The 19,068-nt window shown below is 60.2% G+C and carries 19 protein-coding genes; 11 read left to right on the top strand and 8 right to left on the bottom strand.

Going from position 1 to position 19,068, the window contains the following annotated elements:
* Window positions 1-108: 108 nt before the first annotated feature.
* The gene (locus N2A98_RS08595) at window positions 109-1,320 is read left to right on the top strand and encodes a pyridoxal phosphate-dependent aminotransferase (RefSeq protein WP_044273990.1); all 1,212 of its coding nucleotides are present in this window, start codon (window positions 109-111) and stop codon (window positions 1,318-1,320) included.
* Window positions 1,321-1,624: 304 nt separating this feature from the next.
* Entirely contained in the window at window positions 1,625-2,512 is an 888-nt protein-coding gene (gene htpX, locus N2A98_RS08590; protein ID WP_003189904.1) for a protease HtpX, read from the top strand.
* 198 nt (window positions 2,513-2,710) lie between these two features.
* Here the strand turns inward: htpX and N2A98_RS08585 are convergent, their stop codons facing one another.
* Window positions 2,711-3,367 carry a thiopurine S-methyltransferase gene (locus N2A98_RS08585; protein ID WP_047710401.1) on the bottom strand — a complete coding sequence of 219 codons (657 nt, stop codon included), beginning with the start codon at window positions 3,365-3,367 and terminating at the stop codon, window positions 2,711-2,713.
* Between the two features lie 103 nt (window positions 3,368-3,470).
* On the opposite strand from N2A98_RS08585, the gene N2A98_RS08580 reads away from it, so the two are divergent.
* Window positions 3,471-4,238: a class III extradiol ring-cleavage dioxygenase gene (locus N2A98_RS08580; RefSeq protein ID WP_044273988.1), complete on the top strand. Its 768-nt coding sequence runs from the start codon at window positions 3,471-3,473 to the stop codon at window positions 4,236-4,238.
* Window positions 4,239-4,893: 655 nt separating this feature from the next.
* On the opposite strand, the gene N2A98_RS08575 is transcribed toward N2A98_RS08580, so the two are convergent.
* Window positions 4,894-6,567, bottom strand: a complete 1,674-nt coding sequence (locus N2A98_RS08575) for a DEAD/DEAH box helicase (protein ID WP_003189900.1) — start codon at window positions 6,565-6,567, stop codon at window positions 4,894-4,896.
* Window positions 6,568-6,990: 423 nt separating this feature from the next.
* Between N2A98_RS08575 and N2A98_RS08570 the strand changes: the two genes are divergently transcribed.
* Window positions 6,991-7,782 (top strand): crotonase/enoyl-CoA hydratase family protein, encoded by a 792-nt coding sequence (locus N2A98_RS08570; protein ID WP_044274549.1) that lies wholly within the window; start codon window positions 6,991-6,993, stop codon window positions 7,780-7,782.
* Between the two features lie 133 nt (window positions 7,783-7,915).
* Here the strand turns inward: N2A98_RS08570 and N2A98_RS08565 are convergent, their stop codons facing one another.
* Entirely contained in the window at window positions 7,916-8,671 is a 756-nt protein-coding gene (locus N2A98_RS08565) for a spermidine synthase (RefSeq protein WP_003189897.1), read from the bottom strand.
* Window positions 8,672-8,794: 123 nt separating this feature from the next.
* Here N2A98_RS08565 and N2A98_RS08560 point away from each other — a divergent pair, with 123 nt between their 5' ends.
* The gene (locus N2A98_RS08560; RefSeq protein WP_044274551.1) at window positions 8,795-10,141 is read left to right on the top strand and encodes a 3-deoxy-7-phosphoheptulonate synthase class II; all 1,347 of its coding nucleotides are present in this window, start codon (window positions 8,795-8,797) and stop codon (window positions 10,139-10,141) included.
* Between the two features lie 96 nt (window positions 10,142-10,237).
* On the opposite strand, the gene N2A98_RS08555 is transcribed toward N2A98_RS08560, so the two are convergent.
* The gene (locus N2A98_RS08555; RefSeq protein WP_275623266.1) at window positions 10,238-11,467 is read right to left on the bottom strand and encodes a winged helix-turn-helix domain-containing protein; all 1,230 of its coding nucleotides are present in this window, start codon (window positions 11,465-11,467) and stop codon (window positions 10,238-10,240) included.
* Window positions 11,468-11,512: 45 nt separating this feature from the next.
* Window positions 11,513-11,719 carry a DUF1127 domain-containing protein gene (locus N2A98_RS27170; RefSeq protein ID WP_044274555.1) on the bottom strand — a complete coding sequence of 69 codons (207 nt, stop codon included), beginning with the start codon at window positions 11,717-11,719 and terminating at the stop codon, window positions 11,513-11,515.
* 70 nt (window positions 11,720-11,789) lie between these two features.
* Between N2A98_RS27170 and N2A98_RS08545 the strand changes: the two genes are divergently transcribed.
* Window positions 11,790-12,671 (top strand): LysR family transcriptional regulator, encoded by an 882-nt coding sequence (locus tag N2A98_RS08545; RefSeq protein ID WP_044274557.1) that lies wholly within the window; start codon window positions 11,790-11,792, stop codon window positions 12,669-12,671.
* On the opposite strand, the gene N2A98_RS08540 is transcribed toward N2A98_RS08545, so the two are convergent.
* On the bottom strand, window positions 12,661-13,410 hold the full coding sequence (locus N2A98_RS08540) for a sulfite exporter TauE/SafE family protein (protein ID WP_044274558.1): 750 nt from the start codon (window positions 13,408-13,410) through the stop codon (window positions 12,661-12,663). The genes N2A98_RS08545 and N2A98_RS08540 overlap by 11 nt on opposite strands.
* 108 nt (window positions 13,411-13,518) lie before the next feature.
* Here N2A98_RS08540 and N2A98_RS08535 point away from each other — a divergent pair, with 108 nt between their 5' ends.
* From N2A98_RS08535 to N2A98_RS08525, 3 genes are all read left to right on the top strand, one after another.
* Entirely contained in the window at window positions 13,519-14,469 is a 951-nt protein-coding gene (locus N2A98_RS08535) for a LysR family transcriptional regulator (RefSeq protein WP_275623265.1), read from the top strand.
* 81 nt (window positions 14,470-14,550) lie between these two features.
* Window positions 14,551-15,003: a MarR family transcriptional regulator gene (locus N2A98_RS08530; RefSeq protein WP_032892735.1), complete on the top strand. Its 453-nt coding sequence runs from the start codon at window positions 14,551-14,553 to the stop codon at window positions 15,001-15,003.
* Window positions 15,004-15,733: 730 nt separating this feature from the next.
* Window positions 15,734-16,153, top strand: coding sequence for an organic hydroperoxide resistance protein (locus tag N2A98_RS08525; RefSeq protein WP_010176159.1), 420 nt, complete (start codon window positions 15,734-15,736; stop codon window positions 16,151-16,153).
* A 66-nt stretch (window positions 16,154-16,219) separates the two neighbouring features.
* Here the strand turns inward: N2A98_RS08525 and N2A98_RS08520 are convergent, their stop codons facing one another.
* Window positions 16,220-16,792, bottom strand: coding sequence for an elongation factor P (locus N2A98_RS08520; RefSeq protein ID WP_003172723.1), 573 nt, complete (start codon window positions 16,790-16,792; stop codon window positions 16,220-16,222).
* Window positions 16,793-16,841: 49 nt separating this feature from the next.
* Window positions 16,842-17,975, bottom strand: a complete 1,134-nt coding sequence (earP, locus tag N2A98_RS08515; protein WP_275623264.1) for an elongation factor P maturation arginine rhamnosyltransferase EarP — start codon at window positions 17,973-17,975, stop codon at window positions 16,842-16,844.
* 132 nt (window positions 17,976-18,107) lie between these two features.
* Between earP and N2A98_RS08510 the strand changes: the two genes are divergently transcribed.
* On the top strand, window positions 18,108-18,479 hold the full coding sequence (locus N2A98_RS08510; protein WP_047710392.1) for a hypothetical protein: 372 nt from the start codon (window positions 18,108-18,110) through the stop codon (window positions 18,477-18,479).
* Window positions 18,480-18,493: 14 nt separating this feature from the next.
* On the top strand, window positions 18,494-18,976 hold the full coding sequence (locus tag N2A98_RS08505; protein WP_069558442.1) for a GreA/GreB family elongation factor: 483 nt from the start codon (window positions 18,494-18,496) through the stop codon (window positions 18,974-18,976).
* Window positions 18,977-19,068: the final 92 nt, after the last annotated feature.

Below are 19,068 nucleotides of genomic sequence, written 5' to 3'. Positions count from 1 at the left end.
ACCCGCGCCACCGGCATTCAAACGTATTTATGGGTGCGGGCCGTGCAGGCTTCACCCTACGGTAGTGCCTACGCCGTCGGGATCGTTCATTTTCAGGATCACATCGCCATGCAGGTCAGCAAATCGAACAAGCTCGCCAACGTCTGCTACGACATTCGCGGCCCAGTGCTCAAGCACGCCAAACGCCTGGAAGAGGAAGGCCATCGCATCCTCAAGCTGAACATTGGCAACCCGGCGCCGTTTGGTTTCGAGGCGCCGGACGAAATCCTCCAGGATGTGATCCGCAACCTGCCGACCGCCCAGGGTTACAGCGACTCCAAGGGCCTGTTCAGCGCGCGCAAGGCGGTGATGCAGTACTACCAGCAAAAGCAGGTCGAAGGCGTCGGCATCGAGGACATCTACCTGGGCAACGGCGTGTCCGAGCTGATCGTGATGTCCATGCAGGCGTTGCTCAACAATGGCGATGAAGTGCTGGTGCCAGCCCCGGATTACCCACTGTGGACCGCCGCCGTGACCCTGGCGGGCGGCCACCCGGTGCATTACCTGTGTGATGAAGGCGCCGACTGGTTCCCGGACCTGGCCGACATCAAGGCCAAGATCACCCCCAACACCAAGGCCCTGGTGATCATCAACCCGAACAACCCTACAGGCGCGGTGTACTCCAGGGAAGTACTGCTGGGCATGCTGGAACTGGCACGCCAGCACAACCTGGTGGTGTTCTCCGACGAGATCTACGACAAGATCCTCTACGATGACGCCGTGCATATCTGCACCGCCTCCCTGGCGCCAGACCTGCTGTGCCTGACCTTCAATGGCCTGTCCAAGTCCTACCGCGTGGCGGGTTTCCGTTCCGGCTGGATCGCCATCTCCGGGCCCAAGCACAACGCGCAAAGCTACATCGAAGGCATCGACATGCTGGCCAACATGCGCCTGTGCGCCAACGTACCGAGCCAGCACGCGATCCAGACCGCCCTCGGCGGTTACCAGAGCATCAATGACCTGATCCTGCCCCAAGGCCGCTTGCTGGAGCAGCGTAACCGTACCTGGGAATTGCTCAACGCAATCCCCGGCGTGAGCTGTGTGAAGCCCATGGGCGCGCTCTACGCGTTTCCGCGGATCGACCCGAAAGTCTGCCCGATCCTCAACGATGAGAAGTTCGTGCTCGACCTGCTGCTGTCAGAAAAACTGCTGGTGGTGCAAGGCACCGCCTTCAACTGGCCGTGGCCGGATCACTTTCGCGTAGTGACCTTGCCACGTGTGGATGACCTGGAAATGGCCATTGGTCGCATCGGCAACTTCCTGAAGTCCTATCGCCAGTAAGGCCATTGACGCTGTACGACTCACAAAGGGTCGTACAGCGATTATCTAGCAACACTTCTGTGTCACTTACTTGCGGTTGTACTTCATTTGGCCTCTGCCGATGACGTACCCCCTATAATCACGGGGCGACGGGGCAGCATCGGGTCGATCAAGGCTGACAATACAGGTGGGAAAATCCCTTCAAGGCCCTACGCCCGAGGTGTAGGACACAGTTTGAAATAGTCCCCCGGTTGAATCACCCCATGCCGCACCTTATATACCCCGCAGTGAGCGACATATTAAGCATGAGGAGAATTCTACAACCATGATGCGCATCCTGCTGTTCTTGGCCACTAACCTGGCGGTCGTACTGATTGCCAGCGTCACCCTGAGCCTTTTTGGCTTCAACGGGTTCATGGCGGCCAATGGGGTTGATCTGAACCTCAATCAGCTGCTGATTTTCTGTGCGGTCTTTGGTTTTGCCGGTTCGCTGTTCTCGCTGTTCATCTCCAAGTGGATGGCGAAGATGAGCACCAGCACCCAGATCATCACTCAACCCCGCACTCGCCATGAACAATGGCTGATGCAAACCGTGGAGCAGTTGTCTCAGGAAGCTGGCATCAAAATGCCCGAAGTGGGGATTTTTCCAGCGTATGAGGCCAACGCCTTTGCGACCGGCTGGAACAAGAACGACGCACTGGTGGCCGTGAGCCAGGGCCTGCTGGAGCGGTTTTCGCCCGATGAAGTCAAGGCGGTGCTGGCCCACGAGATCGGCCACGTAGCCAACGGCGACATGGTCACCCTGGCCCTGGTACAAGGCGTGGTGAACACCTTCGTGATGTTCTTTGCGCGGATCATCGGCAACTTCGTCGACAAGGTCATCTTCAAGAACGAAGAAGGCCGTGGCATTGCCTACTTCGTGGCGACCATTTTCGCCGAGTTGGTCCTGGGCTTCCTGGCCAGCGCCATCGTGATGTGGTTCTCGCGCAAACGCGAGTTCCGCGCCGACGAAGCCGGCGCACGCCTGGCGGGCACCAGCGCAATGATCGGCGCGCTGCAACGCTTGCGCTCCGAACAGGGCCTGCCGGTGCATATGCCCGACAGCCTGACCGCCTTCGGCATCAACGGCGGCATCAAGCAGGGCCTGGCTCGCTTGTTCATGAGCCACCCGCCGCTGGAAGAGCGGATTGACGCACTGCGTCGCCGGGGCTGATAGCCGGATGATTCGACAAGGGGCGACCTGATCGCCCCTTTTTTATGCCTGCTGATTTTCACCGCTCTCTGTAGGAGCGAGCTTGCTCGCGAAAAACTCACAGGCGCCGCGTTCATTCAGCAAGCACGCGTTATCGTTGACGTCTTTCGCGAGCAAGAACTAGGCGTCCCCCTCGCGCCTACAAAAGCAAAAGCCCTTTCAGCGCCTGGTCAGCCGATAAGCACGCTCTTCAAGGCGGGTAACACCGTCCTGCAGGAACTTCCCGCTCTCCCCCAGGATGTCCCGCTCCTCCAGCCGCTCCAACATCCAATATGGCCCCAGCAGCACCTGCACCTCCTCGTCCGAAACAGCAAAAGGCGGACCGGCCTTCTGCGTTTGGTCGTAATCAAGAGTAATCAGCAACCCCTGGCAGCCTGAGGGCAGCAAGGCATTCAGGTGCTCGGCGTATTGCGCACGCATCAGCGGCGGTAAGGCAATTAATGCCGCGCGGTCATAAACGGCGCTGCAACCGGCCACTGCCTCAGCATCCAGACTGAAGAAATCGCCACACCACAGTTCGATCTGGCCCGCCTGGTAAACCTTGAAGGCGCCCTTCTGAGTGACGTGCGGCACAAGCCCCTGCTCGCTGAAGAACGCCTCCACCGCCTGCTCCGATAGCTCCACGCCCATTACCGGGTACCCCTGGCTCTCGAGCCATACCAAGTCCAGGCTTTTGCCACACAACGGCACCAGCACCTTTGCCCCCTCGGGCAGCCCCAGCACGGGCCAGTGCCGTTGCAAATAGGGATTGACCTCGCGCTGGTGGAAACCAATCTGATTGCTCGCCCAGCGGTCCTGCCAAAATTCAGGCTGCATGAATCACTCCGAAAATTCGATCAAAAGGCGCTAAAACTTATATTAGATTTAGATCGATGATCTGATTGAAGATGGCTCCATCTTAACCCTCAGGACCCTGCTCATGCTCCCCAGCCTGTTTATCTCCCACGGCTCGCCCATGCTCGCCTTGCAACCCGGCGCCAGCGGCCCTGCGCTGCAGCGCCTGGCCGCCGAACTGCCACGGCCCAAAGCCATTGTGGTGGTGTCGGCGCATTGGGAAAGCCCGGAATTGCTGGTCAGCGGCAGTGCTGCACCCGAAACCTGGCACGACTTCGGCGGCTTCCCGCGCGAGCTGTTTGCGGTGCAATACCCCGCGCCGGGTGACCCACAACTGGCCAGTGAGATCGTCGAACTGCTGCACGCCGACGGTCTGGCTGCCAGCATTGATGAACGTCGGCCTTTCGACCACGGCACCTGGGTCCCACTGTCGCTGATGTACCCGGCAGCAGATATTCCGGTGGTGCAAGTCTCCTTGCCCAGTCGCATGGGACCGGCCCTGCAGACCCGTGTCGGGCATGCACTCGCCAGCCTGCGTGAACAGGGTGTGCTGTTGATCGGCTCCGGTAGCATCACCCATAACCTGGGCGAACTGGATTGGCGCGCAGGCCCGGAAACGATCACCCCGTGGGCGCGGGAGTTTCGCGACTGGGTGGTCGACAAACTGGCGACCAATGACGACGCCGCCTTGCATGACTATCGCCGCCAAGCCCCCCATGCCGTTCGCAGCCATCCCAGCGATGAGCACTTGCTGCCACTGTATTTTGCGCGGGGTGCGGGCGCAGATTTCAGCGTCGCGCACCAAGGCTTCACACTGGGCGCCCTGGGCATGGATATCTATCGTTTTGGCTGACGCCGTCATACCTGTGGAAGCTGGCTTGCTGCAATAGCAGCCGACGGTAACCACGATGCGAAGCGAGTCGCTCTTGATCTGCTTTTGATCTGCTTTTGATCTTGATCTTAGGCGCCCCGTCAAACCACGCTGGCCGAACGCAGGCTTGAATTCGTGGGTAACCCGGCAGGACGCCGGGTTAGCCGCCCCGCGCCATGGATGGCGCGTGGCGGCGGCCCACGGATTCAAGCCTGCGTTCGGGCACACCGAGCCCAAGCGAGGTGCCGAGTGGTGGGGCAAGAGCGTTTTGCTTACTTTTGCGCTTTTCAAAAGTGAGCCGCTGTCAGAGCGGAACCTTAGGTGGCCGTTACCGCAGGAATGGATATGTACACGGTCCAACTGAGTTGGCTGTTAGGCCGTCTTCGCGAGCAAGCCCGCTCCCACAGTTTGATTGCGGGGTGTCAGGTAGAAAAGCGTCGGCTGTCAGACCGTCTTCGCAGGCAAGCCAGCTCCCACATTTGGATCGCGGGGCATCAGTTAGATCAGCATCTACCATCAGGTCGTCACGGGAGCCAACTCCCACAGCTGATAGCGTCGAAGACTAAAACAGGAGGCAAAAAAAATCCCCGAACCAGTCGGGGATTTTTTATGTGCGATCAATCAGCCCAAGGGCGGATCAATCTTCGCGGTAGCGACGCAGCTTGAGCTGCTTGCCAGCAACGCGAGTGTCTTTGAGCTTGGTCAGCAGTTTTTCCAGGCCGTCTTCCGGCAGCTCCACCAGGGAGAAGCTGTCACGCACCTGGATACGACCGATGGCTTCACGCGCCAGGCCACCCTCGTTGAGGATAGCGCCCAGCAGGTTCTTGGCAGCGATACCATCACGCGCACCCAGCGCGGTACGGCAACGAGCACGGCCTTCAGCCAATGGCACTGGAGCACGACGCTCACGGTCGCCACGGTCTGGACGGTCACCGGAACGCTCTGGACGATCACCGCGTGGCGCGCTGTTCGGAACCAGTGGACGTTCTTTTTCGATGGCTGCCAGGGTCAGGGCCTGACCGTTGGTGGCTTTGCGCAGCAGGGCTGCAGCCAGGGCACGCGGGGTGCAACCGATATCGGCGGTCAGGCGGTCCAGCAGGTCGCCGTGGGTCGATTCAGCGTCAGCCACCAGTGGCGCCAGGCTGTTGGTCAGTTTCTTGATGCGCGCATCGAGAACGGCCTGGGCATCCGGCAGGCGGACTTCGGCAACTTTCTGACCGGTAACACGCTCGATCACTTGCAGCATGCGGCGCTCACGTGGAGTCACCAGCAGCAATGCACGACCTTCGCGACCGGCACGGCCAGTACGGCCGATACGGTGAACGTAGGACTCTGGATCGTAAGGCATGTCAACGTTGAACACGTGGGTGATACGTGGAACGTCGAGGCCACGGGCGGCAACGTCGGTCGCCACAACGATGTCCAGACGGCCATCCTTGAGGGAGTCGATCACGCGCTCACGCTGGTTCTGGGCAATGTCGCCGTTCAGCGCAGCGGCTTTGTAGCCTTTGGCTTCCAGGGCGCTGGCCAGGTCCAGGGTCGCTTGCTTGGTGCGCACGAACATGATCAGGGCGTCGAAGTCTTCCACTTCCAGCAGGCTCAATACAGCCGAGGTCTTCTGGTCAGCGTGAACCAACAGGTGAGCCTGTTCGATCGCGGTAACGGTCTGGGTCTTGGTCTGGATCTTCACGTGCTCCGGATCGCGCAGGTGGCGTTCGGCAATGGCACGGATGGACTGCGGCAGGGTAGCCGAGAACAACACGGTCTGACGGGTCGCTGGCAGTGCCTTGAAGATGACTTCCAGGTCATCCATGAAGCCCAGCTTCAACATTTCGTCAGCTTCGTCCAGGACCAGGTGGTTCACGGTCGACAGAACTTTTTCGTCACGACGCAGGTGGTCGCACAGACGGCCCGGAGTGGCGACAACGATCTGTGCGCCATTACGGATTGCCTTGAGTTGTGGGCCCATAGGCGCGCCGCCGTAAACGGCCACAACAGTTACACCCGGCATTTGCTTGGCGTAGGTTTCAAAGGCGGTTGCTACTTGCAGCGCCAACTCACGGGTTGGCGCCAGGATCAGGGCTTGCGGCTCGCGCTTGGCAGGATCGATGCAATGCAGAATAGGCAGGGCGAACGCGGCGGTTTTACCGGTACCGGTTTGCGCCTGGCCAATCATGTCCTTACCGGCCATGATGATCGGGATCGATTGCTGCTGAATCGCCGAAGGTTCTTCGTAGCCAGTCGCTGCGACGGCTGCAAGAATATTCGGGTTAAGATTAAAAGCGGCGAAGCCGCCGGTTTCCTGGGTCATGGGTCTGCCTCTAAGTGCATCCGCAAAGACCCATGCTCCAAAGCTGCGCATGCCGTGTTGAGACTCAAGAGTCGCCCTGGCTGCTTTGTCGGCGGGGATTTGCGAAAACGAATGAATGAAAAAGATTCGTCAAGGAAGAGTCCGCTGTGCGGACGTGCAGCCGAAGCTGACTTCGGGGAATTGCGCTACCTAAACGCGGCCCGGTTAAAGGCCGGCGCGCACTATACCGGAAATAGCTGAAAAAGGGAGCTTTTTTTATCGCCAGGCACCGATAAAGCGCACTGCGTCACGCGTTTTGCAGATCCGTGCGCCAGGGTCTATTTTTCAGAGGCCCGGCCCTGTTGGTCATCATGCTTAAACGGTTCACCCAACCATTGAGACCCTTTGGTCTGAAACCTTACCCGCGCCCCGAGGGCACACCCCATGAATCAAGCCAGCAGTAGCCGTGTCAGCCGCGCACTTGAGGGCCATGTTCTATTGCTGGGCCTGGACCGTGTGGCCAAACGCAACGCCTTCGACCTGGATTTGCTCAATGAACTGAGCCTGGCCTATGGCGAATTTGATCGAAACGATGATGCACGGGTGGCCGTGGTGTTTGCCCATGGTGACCACTTCACGGCCGGGCTGGACCTGGCCAATGTCAGCAGCGTGATGGCGGGCGGCTGGCAACCGCCGCTGGGAGGGTGCGACCCGTGGGGGGTGTTTGCCGGCCCGCGCGTGAGCAAGCCGGTGATCGTCGCTGCCCAGGGTTATTGCCTGACGATCGGTATCGAATTGATGCTGGCGGCGGATATCAACCTCTGCGCCAGCAATACCCGCTTTGCCCAGATGGAAGTTCAACGTGGGATCTTTCCATTTGGCGGCGCGACATTGCGCTTTCATCAGATTGCAGGCTGGGGCAATGCGATGCGCTGGCTGCTCACTGGCGACGAATTCGACGCCCATGAAGCCCTGCGCCTGGGGTTGGTGCAGGAAGTGATGGCCAGTGAAGACCTGTTGCCTCGCGCCATTGAATTGGCCAACCGCATTGCGCGCCAGGCGCCGCTGGGTGTGCAGGCCACGCTGATGTCGGCGCGGCTGGCGCGGATGGAAGGCGAAGCTGTCGCCGCCGCCGCGCTGCCGCCCATGGTGGATAAACTGCTCAATAGCGAAGATGCCAAGGAAGGGGTGCGGGCGATGGTCGAGAAGCGGCCGGGGGTGTTCAAGGGGATTTGAACGAACTGAATTAGCGGTCGGCAGTGAGGGCCTCTTCGCGGGCAAGCCCGCTCCCACAGTTGAATTGCATTCTCTGCTGAAATGCAATCCCCTGTGGGAGCGGGCTTGCCCGCGAAAGCGTCCGAACCGGCAACTAAGTTGCTGGCCGAATCGCCTTGATCAACGGCTGCAACGAATACCCCAACCGCGGCGCCAAGGCTTCGGCGCGGGCTGACAGCGCCTCCAGGTCCAGCTCCTGATCCAGCTCCGAAGGCACCAACAGAATCACATTGCCCTCCTTCACCGGCAGCTCCCAGTAATGCCGGTGGTACAACCCACGCAGCAACGCCGCCCCCAACGGTTTGCCGTCATCGGTGGCCCACTGGTTGATCACCAGCCAGCCGCCGGGGTTGAGCTTCTTCTGGCAGTTTTCCAGGAAGGTCCAGGCCAGATGCCCCACGCCCGGGCCGACATCGGTGTAGAGGTCGACGAAAATCAGATCGGCCGATTCGGCACTGTCGAGCAATTGCAGTGCGTCACCAATGCGGATGTACAAGCGCGGGTCGTCATCCAGCCCCAGATATTCAATCGCCAGGCGCGGTACATCGGGGCGCAGTTCAATGGCTTCGACATCGTCCAGCGCCAGGAACTTGAGGCACGCCTGGGTCAGCGTGCCCGCGCCCAGGCCGAGAAACAACGCACTCTCCGGCTGCTCATGGCACAACGCACCGATCAGCATCGCGCGGGTATAGTCGTACTCCAGCCAGCTCGGGTCAGCGGTGAATACACAGCTTTGCTCGATGGCATCGCCGAATTCGAGAAAGCGGTAATCCGCCACTTCAAGCACACGGATCATGCCGAATTCATCATGGACTTCGGCCAGCAGGCGCTCGACACGCTCCTCGCTCATCACTACTCCTAAAGGGTCTACCGCACGACAAAGGCGCGATTGTCGGCCAAGCGGCAGCCACAGGTCACGCACTAATTGCTGCTAACATTGACGCCCCAACATCCACCCGCAAACGAGTTCATGATGAGCCAACCCTGGAGCCCCGATAGCTGGCGAGCCCTGCCGATCCAGCAGCAACCTCGATACCCGGACGCTGCCCACTTGCTGCAAGTGGAACAAAGCCTGGCGAGCTACCCGCCCCTGGTGTTTGCCGGGGAAGCCCGCGAGTTGCGCCGTCAGTTTGCCGAAGTGACCCAGGGCCGTGCCTTCCTGCTGCAAGGTGGCGATTGCGCCGAGAGCTTTGCTGAGTTTTCCGCCGCGAAGATCCGCGACACCTTCAAGGTGCTGCTGCAGATGGCTATTGTCATGACCTTCGCCGCCGGTTGCCCGGTGGTGAAAGTCGGGCGCATGGCCGGTCAGTTTGCCAAGCCACGCTCGGCCAACGATGAAACCATCGACGGCATCACCCTGCCCGCTTACCGTGGCGATATCGTCAACGGCATCGGCTTCGACGAAAAAAGCCGCGTGCCAGACCCGGACCGCCTGCTGCAGTCCTACCACCAGTCCACCGCCACCCTCAACCTGCTGCGCGCCTTTGCCCAGGGCGGTTTCGCTGACCTGCACCAAGTGCACAAGTGGAACCTGGATTTCATCGCCAACTCAGCCCTGGCTGAAAAGTACAGCCAACTGGCCGACCGCATCGACGAAACCCTGGCCTTCATGCGCGCCTGTGGCATGGACAGCTCGCCGCAATTGCGCGAAACCAGCTTCTTCACCGCCCACGAAGCGTTGCTGCTCAACTATGAACAAGCCTTCGTACGCCGTGACAGCCTGACCAACGACTACTACGACTGCTCGGCGCACATGCTGTGGATCGGCGACCGCACCCGTCAGTTGGACGGCGCCCATGTCGAGTTCCTGCGCGGGGTGAACAACCCGATCGGCGTGAAAGTCGGACCGAGCATGAACCCCGACGACCTGATCCGCCTGATCGACATCCTCAACCCGGATAACGACCCCGGCCGCCTCAACCTCATCGCCCGCATGGGCGCAGGCAAGGTCGGTGACCATTTGCCCAACCTGATCCGTGCCGTGCAGCGCGAAGGCAAGCAAGTGCTGTGGAGCTGCGATCCGATGCACGGCAACACCATCAAGGCCAGCAGTGGTTACAAGACCCGCGACTTTGCGCAGATCCTTGGCGAAGTGAAGGATTTCTTCCAGGTGCACCAGGCAGAAGGCAGCTATGCCGGCGGGATCCATATCGAGATGACCGGACAGAACGTCACCGAATGCATCGGCGGCGCACGGCCGATCACCGAAGATGGCCTGTCGGACCGCTATCACACCCATTGCGACCCACGGATGAATGCCGATCAGTCGCTGGAGTTGGCGTTTCTGATTGCCGAGACCTTGAAACAGGTTAAACGCTGACGTTTTATCGACCGGGATGACGCCATCTCGGGCAAGCCCGGCTCCCACATTTGAACGCGTTTCTCTGTGGGAGCCGGGCTTGCCCGCGATAGAGGTTTAAAGGTTGGTATCCCGGTTCCGCATCGCTGCCCTTAACCGGGCAGCACTGGGCCGCTGGCAATTGAGCTGAACCTGTTCCAGCCCTAGCCAGTCGGCCATCTTTCGCAGGTTCATCGCCAGCGCCAGCATGCCTTCCTCATCCAGCCCCGGCTCTTCCTCGTGCACGGCATGCACGGCCAGGCGCCCATGGGCACGCTCGGCCCGCAGGTCGACGCGCGCGGCAATGCGCTCGTTGTGCAGAAACGGCAGCACGTAATAGCCATACACGCGCTTTTCTTGCGGGGTGTAGATCTCCAGCCGATAGCGAAAGTCGAACAAGCGCTCGGTGCGGCTGCGCTCCCATATCAGCGAATCGAACGGTGACAACAATGCGCTGGCCGGTACGTTGCGCGGCAGTTTCGGCTGCGCCAGGCAATACGCGGGTTGCTTCCAACCCCGCACCTGGCACGCCAGCAGTTGCCCATCCTCGACCAGCTCGGCCAAGCGGTTGCGGCTGTCGGCGGGGTCGAGGCGAAAATAATCGCGCAGGTCTTTTTCGGTGGCGACACCCAATGCCGTCGCACTGTGCAACAGCAAGCCGCGCTGCGCTTGAGCCTCACCCATGGAGACATTAAGCACCTCGGCGGGGATAACGCGTTCGGGTAAATCATAGAGCCGCTCGAACCCTCGACGACCGGCAACCGTGACCAGGCCAGCGGCGAACAGCCATTCCAGCGCGTGCTTTTCATCACTCCAATCCCACCAAGGCCCGGCACGCTCCTCGCGGGTCGACAAGCTGCCGGCCCCCAAGGCGCCCTGCTGTTCGACGATGCGTAACACGCGCTGGATAGTCGCCTGCTGCTCACGGCCAAAGCGCGCCATCTGCGCATAGATCCCCTGCCCTTGCCGGGCGCGCTCCATGCGCCACTTCATCAGCGGGTACAGGGCCATGGGCAGCAGCGACGCCTCATGCCCCCAGTATTCGAAGAGTGAACGCCGGCGCCCCTGGCTCCAGGCGGCTTGCTCAAGAATTGACGGGGAATAATGGCCGAGGCGGGAAAACACGGGCAGGTAATGGGAACGCACCAGCGCATTGACCGAGTCGATCTGTAAAACACCCAGGCGTTCGATCAAGCGGTTGAGGTGCGCGGCCTTTATCTGTGCAGGCGCCTGGCGCCCGGAAAAACCCTGGGCTGCCAGCGCCATGCGTCGAGCTTGCTTGAGTGAAAAACACAGGTCGGCGGGCATGACAGTCTCCATAGAAGCTCGCCCCCTACCCTACTGCATCCGGGCTTATTTTCGCAGCGGGTCTTCCCAGAAATGCCGATGACTTTCCTGTTCTACATCGGCGCGATTGAGCCCGATGTCCTTGAGTGCGTCATCGCTCAGGGTCGCCAGCATCTGGCGCTCCTGATGCAACAGCTGCCAACGCGCGAATGTGTGAAACAGCCCGGAAAGCGGCCATTTACCTGTCGATATGAAACCTTTTTGACCTTTCATCTTCTCGCCCTCCCGTGGGGATGACGACAGTGTGTGCCTGGCATTATGATCAATCCAACGAATGTTTCTTATGCAATACATCTTGGAGATTGATCAATTGTCCGCCTATCCCAGCATCGACACAGACGTGCTGCGCACCTTCGTCGCCATTGCCGACCAAGGCGGTTTCACCCGCGCCGGCGAGCAGGTCAACCGTACGCAGTCGGCAGTGAGCATGCAGATGAAGCGCCTGGAAGAGGACGTGCTGCAGCGCAAACTGTTCGAGCGCGATGGCCGGCAGGTACGGCTCACGCCCGAAGGCCAGGTGCTGTTGGGTTATGCGCGGCGCATCCTGAAATTGCACAGCGAGGTGTTCAATACCTTGCGCGAGCCCCACATGGTGGGCTTGGTGCGCATCGGCACGCCGGATGACTACGTGATGCGCTTTCTGCCTGGGATCCTTAAGCAGTTTTCCAAAGCCTACCCACTGATTCAGATCGAAATGCACTGCGAAGCATCGACCGTATTGATGCAGCGGCGGGACCTGGCGTTGACCGTGATCAGCCGCGAACCCGGAAACGATCTGGGGGAGTTATTGCGTACCGAACGCATGGTGTGGGCAGCATCGCCGTGCTTTTGTGTGGAAGAGCACGATGCCCTACCCCTGGCGGTGTCCGGCGACGAGTGCCTGTACACCCATTGGGCACGTGCCGCACTGGACGCGGCGGGGCGAGATTATCGCCTGGCCTATCACAGCTCTAACGGAGCAGCGATCCTGGCGGTGGTGAGTGCGGGCCTGGCGGCGATGGTCAGCATGGAAAGCCTGGTCACCGACGACCTGCGCGTGCTCGGCAGCGACGAAGGCTTCCCGCCTTTGCCGTCGATGAACCTGCGCTTGCTGCGTAACCCGCAGATGACGTCGCCGATCACCGAATGCCTGGCAGAGTACATCATCGAAGGCTTCAAACTTTAAAGGTCAGCATCACCGCGCACACCACCAAAAAGCCACAGAACAGGCCGCGCAATAGACGCTCCGGCAAGGCATGGGCGACTTTCACCCCCCAACTGATACTCAGCAGGCCACCTATCGCCAGCGGCAGGCCGATCATCCAGTCCACCTCGTGGTGCCAGGCATAGGTGACCAGGGTCACACCGGTGCTAGGCAACGCCAAGGCCAACGACAAGCCTTGGGCGACCACTTGAGTAGTGCCGAAGACACTGGTGAGTACCGGCGTAGCGACCACCGCACCGCCGACCCCGAACAGCCCGCCCATGGAACCGGATGCCGCGCCCAAGACGCCAAGCCAAGGCCAGGAATAACGCATTTGCGCGGTGGGCGGCGCGTTGCGAGTGAACATGCGCACCAGGTTGTAGGCCGATAGCGCGACCAAAAAAGCAATGAAGCCGATACGCATGGCGCCCGCATCCAGCCCCACCGCCCAGATCGACCCCAGCCAGGCAAAGCAAAAGCCGGTCACACCCAGGGGTAAGGCGTGACGCAACTCGATGCGGTTACGCTGGTGATAGCGCCACAGGGCGAGCATCACGTTCGGCACGACCATCACCAAAGCGGTGCCTTGGGCAATCTGCTGATCCAGGCCGAACAACACGCCCAGCACCGGGATAGCAATCAGCCCGCCGCCAATGCCAAACAGCCCACCCACGGTGCCCAACGCCGCGCCCAATGCCAGGTACATCACTAAATCCCACACCGCTTGCTACTCCGCCATTTGATGCTTGGCATGCTACGCAGTCGGCCCTGGCGCGGAAACGCACAGCAACGCACAATGGCTGTGCCAATCTCGCATAAGCGTTGAGCCATGAACCCCAACACCTTGACCGACCAACTGAGCCTGTTTCTGGATGTACTGGAAACCGGCAGTTTTTCCGCCGCCGCGCGCCGCCATCCGCTGACACCTTCCGCCGTGGCGCGGCGCATCGACAGCCTGGAGAACTCAGTGGGCAGCCGCCTGTTCCAGCGCAGCACCCATGCGGTGGTGCCCACCTCAGCGGGCTTGGCCTTTGCCGAGCGGGCGCGACGGATTGTCAGCGAATTACAGTTGGCGCGGGCCGAAGCCGTCTCGCTGAGCCATGCGCCGGAAGGGTTGATCCGGGTCGATGCGCCCGCAGCGTTTGGCCGCCGGCACCTGGCGCCGGTCATTGCGGACTTTTTGAGCCTGTATCCAGGACTGGACGTGCACCTGCACCTGATCGACAGCTTTGTCGATATGCAGGGCGCGCATTTGGGCAAGGTCGACCTGGTATTGCGCGCCGGGCATATCGTTGACTCCCGGCTGATCGCTACGCCGTTGGCGAGTATCGTGCGTATCGCCTGTGCCAGCCCCGCGTATCTGAAAAGCCGTGGCACGCCGGCCCATCCTCGGGAGCTGAGCGAACATGACGGCCTGGACTGGGACGGGCTGGCGCCGATGTTCGCCTGGCGCTTCGAAATGGACGGGCGCCGCACCACCTATCGCCCGCGGCGCATCCGCATGAGCGCCAACAATGCCGAAGCCCTGCTTTCGGGTGCATTGGCCGGGCTGGGCATCGCTCACCTGCCGACCTGGTTGGCCAGTGAGTACCTGGTGCGCGGCGAACTGTTGCCGCTGTTTTGTGAAGACGGTTTGCCCAGCCCGGAAACCGCCGGCATTTATGCGCTGCGCCTGGAACAGCAGCCCAATGCCCGCAGCCGGTTGCTGCTCGAATACCTCAAATCCCGTTTCAGCCCGGTGCCGCCTTGGGATCTGGCATTGCAAAGTGGCCTGGTCTGACGCCTAGGGCAACAATTACCTGGCGCATTAAAGATTTGCCCGCTAGATTCCAGCCCATACATGCTTTTTAGAGGCACTACCATGAGCAAAAACCCTGATCCTTGCGAATCGCTATTGCTGGACAACCAGCTGTGCTTCGCCCTGCACTCCACTTCACTGATGATGACCAAGGTCTACAAGCCGCTGCTCCAAGCCATCGGCCTGACTTACCCGCAATACCTGGCCATGATGGTGCTGTGGGAAGAGGATGAGTTGACCGTCAGCGAAATCAGCAGCCGCCTGCTGACGGACCCGGGCTCCATGACGCCACTGCTCAAGCGCCTGGAAGCCGAGGGCCTGCTCAGCCGCACCCGCAGCCGCGAAGATGAACGGGTGGTGGTGGTGGAGCTGACCGACGCCGGGCGTGCCTTGCAGGAGAAGGCCAAGGATGTTCCGCAATGCATCCTGGGCGCCAGCGGGATGGCGCTGGAGCAATTGCGCAAGCTGCAAGGCGACCTGATCGCGTTGCGCGCTAATCTGCAAACCAGCCTCTGACACCCCCAGCATTACACACACTCGGAAGTGGGAGCTGGCTTGCCTGCGATGGCGCCCTCACAGCCGACACTGATCTACCTGACACACCACGATCCAACTGTGGGAGCGGGCTTGCTCGCGAAGGCGGCCTGGCAGTCAACACAGTTGGACCGGGTACATATCCGTTATTTAGGTAACGGCCACCTAGGGTTCCGCTCTGACAGCGGCTCACTTTTGAACAGCGCAAAAGTAAGCAAAACGCTCTTGCCCCACCACTCGGCACCTCGCCTAGGCTCGGTGTGCCCGTAATCCGCCAGTGATTTGGGGGGCCGCCGCCACGCGCCATCCATGGCGCGGGGCGGCTAAACCGGCATCCCTGCCGGTTTACCCCCCAAATCCCTGTCGAATTCCGGCCAGCGTGGTTTAACGGGGCGCCTGAGATCAAGATCACAAGCAGATCAAGACCAAGAGCGGCTCGCTTCGCATCGTGGTTAGCGTTGGCTGCTACAGCCTGCAAAGTTGTGGGGATACCTAGGCTGCGATGGCGGTGTATCAGCCGCTCATGTGCAAGCTGACTCGCCGTCATCGCAGGCAAGCCAGCTCCCACTTTTGCTCTGTGGTGCCCCTCAAATTTTTGTTCACCTAAAAAAGCTGAAAATTTATCTTGCGCACTAAACATTGGCGCGATACATTCATCTCACCAACTACTTAGCGCGCAAATGTTTAGCGCTAAAACACAGAGGAACGCCCCATGCAAACGCTCTACACCGCAGTAGCCACCGCCACTGGCGGCCGTGATGGTCGCGCCGTTTCCAGCGACAATATCCTCGACGTAAAACTGTCGACTCCAAAGGAGTTGGGCGGTGCCGGTGGCCAGGCCACTAACCCCGAGCAATTGTTTGCTGCCGGCTACTCTGCTTGCTTTATCGGCGCACTGAAATTTGTTGCAAGCCAGACCAAACGCAAGATCCCGGATGACGCATCGATCACCGCCCACGTGGGAATCGGCCAGATCCCTGGCGGCTTCGGCCTGGATATCGACCTGCATATCAGCCTGCCGGGCCTGGCCCAGGATGATGCGCAAAGCCTGGTCGACGCTGCACACCAAGTCTGCCCGTACTCCAACGCTACCCGTGGCAACGTGGATGTGCGCTTGCATGTAACCGTCTGATAAACAGACGCCCATGAAAAAGCCCGACTCAAGGTCGGGCTTTTTTTCGTATCGCCGGGGCCAGAATTACTTCTTGGCGCGACCTTTGTACGAACCACCTTCACGGGTGTCGATCTCGATCAGGTCGTCGATTTCGATGAAATCGGCCACTTGCAGTTCGGTACCGTTGCTCAGCTTGGCAGGCTTCATCACCTTGCCGGAAGTATCGCCGCGAGCGGAGCCTTCGGTGTAAGCAACCTTACGCACGATGGTGGTCGGCAGCTCTACGGAAACCAGGCGCTCTTCGAAGAAGATAGCTTCGCAGACGTCTTCCATGCCTTCTTCAATGAACGGCAGAACGGCTTCGATATCTTCAGCGTTCAGCTCGTACATGGTGTAGTCAGTGGTGTCCATGAACGTGTAGGTGTCGCCGCTGATGAAGGACAGGGTCGCTTCTTTGCGGTCGAGGATTACATCGTCCAGTTTGTCATCGGCGCTGTAGACGATCTCGGTCTTGTAACCGGTCAGCAGGTTCTTCAGCTTGGTCTTCATGATTGCGCTGTTACGACCAGACTTGGTGAACTCAGCTTTCTGAACCAGCCAAGGGTCGTTTTCGAGACGGATCACTGTACCGGGTTTCAGTTCTTTACCAGTTTTCATTGCGTATATCCGAAATTTGGATGGGATTGACAAAAATCAAGGTGGCGTATCATATCCAACTTTCATAAAACTGTACCAGCGCCGTCGCAAGATCGGCCTGCAAGCCTTGTTCCAGACACCAGTTCTGCGCGTGCTGGCTGACCTCGGGCCAATGTTCCAGCAGCATTTTCCAGGACTGTGCCATATCGCCATCAGCGTTCCAGGCTTGCCAGAGCGTAACGACGGCAGCCTTGGCGGCCGGCGAAAGTGCGGCGGTGTACAGCTCCAGGAAGGCGTCGAGCTTGTCCAGGTGGATGTCTTCGTCCTGGCGGTAGATGTGCCACAGCAATGGCCTGCCCGCCCACTGGGCACGCACGAATGAGTCCTCGCCACGCACGGCGTTGAATTCGCAGCACCACAGCAAATGGTCATATTGCTCCTGACGCACGAATGCAATGACCTGTACGGTCAGCGCGCCGCGCACCTGGATGTCGCCTGCGGACAAGCTGTTCACGCCTAGCCAGCGTTGCACATCCCCCAGAATGCGCCCTTCCGGCACCAGCAAGTGCGTCCCACGCCCATCGGCTGCCAATACGTCCAGCCAGCCGGCCAAGCCGTCATTCTCATAGGCAAACAGCGACATCAAACGCGCTCCGGCCGTCGGAGCAACGCCCAGGCTTTGCAGGAACTGTCGCTGCGCGACGTCATCCTGCTGAAATGCCTGGCGGCGCTCCAACAAGCCGGCTTCACGCAACAGGCCGCCGGTGCCAGGGCGAAAACCGGGGAAGAAAAAGTATTTCTGCACGCCTTTGTACTTCACCGAAGGCAAGCGATGGCAGCCCACCACCCAGTCTTCGGCGCTGAGGTAATCGAGGTTCATCCACAATGGCGCACGCTCACACTCGGCCATGCGGTCCATGTATTCAGGCGGTAGCTGGCAGGCGAACGCGGCAATCACCACATCGGCCGGGTGTGCGCCTGGCCATTCGGCCGGCCAGTGGCGCACTTGCACGCCCTCTTGCCATTGCTGGCCCACCTGCACATCAATGTCCGGGCACATGCGTTCGAAGGCGCGCAGGTCGTCGACCCACAAACGCACATCACAGCCATGCTCCACCACCAACTGCCGGGCCAGGCGCCAGGTCACGCCGATGTCGCCGAAGTTGTCGACGACACTGCAAAAAATATCCCAGCGGGCTTTCATTCCGGGCTCCATCGATCAAAGGTCTGATTGTCCGCATAAATGCGTGGATGCAGAAGGCTTGATCGCGATTATTCTGCACGGAGGCTGTGCGACAATCACCGCCATGCCGTCAAAGCCTGCCAGGAGGCCCTTATGTCTGACCGTCCGCTGTCGCTGTTCAAGCTCTGCATTGCGATTGCCGCAGGCGTGTGGCTGGGGTTTATCGCCATTGCGCTGACCACTTGGCTGGCGTCTCGCTACCTGTTCCCCCAGAGCCTGGCGCCGGTGGCCCAGGCGGTCCAGCAATTGGGCAAGCCGGCCACGTTTGATGAGTCGCAACCACCGAACCGGCTGTTCGAACAGTACCAGCAGAACCTGCAAAAACAGGAACAACAACAGGCCTTGGACCAGGCACGAAGCAACGCGCGCAATCTGTCCAACCCCAAATGCCAGTTCTGGCTGCAACAAGACCAGAACGCCCCCAATGAAAAGACGCGGGCCAATGTCCTGCAATTCTGCGATTGATGCCAAATACCGCCATGAATAAACACGCCGTGCTCCAGTTGATCCTGGAAAAACTCACCGTCGACCTCGACATCGTCCAACGCGCCGCGCAGACCGCCTACGAAACCGCGACCCACGAAGAAAACATTGCCGAAAACAAATACGACACCCTTGGCCTGGAGGCTTCCTACCTGGCCACCGGACAGGCCCGGCGAGTGGAGGAGATCAAGCAATCGCTGATGCTGTGCCAGCAACTGCAACTACGTGCGTACGATGATCAACGCGGGATAGAGATCGGCACGCTGGTAGGCCTGGAAGACGAGGACGGTCGTCAGCAATGGCTGTTCCTGGCGCCGGATGCAGCGGGTTTGAAAGTGGATGTGGTCGGGCAACCGGTGACCGTCATCACGCCGCGCTCGCCCTTGGGCAAAGGCCTGTTGGGCAAGCGTATCGATGAAGAAGTGGAGATTTTGGTGGCCGGCGCTCGGCAGTACTTTACGGTGACCGAGGCCAGATAACCTACAGCCCCTGTAGGAGCGAGCTCGCTCGCGAAGAAACGCAAGGGCGCCGCATACAACCTGGCACCCCACGATCTTCGCGAGCAAGCTCG

The sequence above is a fragment of the Pseudomonas sp. FJ2-5-13 genome (assembly GCF_029201605.1).
In the GTDB taxonomy this organism is placed as follows: Bacteria; Pseudomonadota; Gammaproteobacteria; order Pseudomonadales; family Pseudomonadaceae; genus Aquipseudomonas; species Aquipseudomonas lactis.
This window is presented reverse-complemented; position numbering and strand designations above follow the sequence as displayed.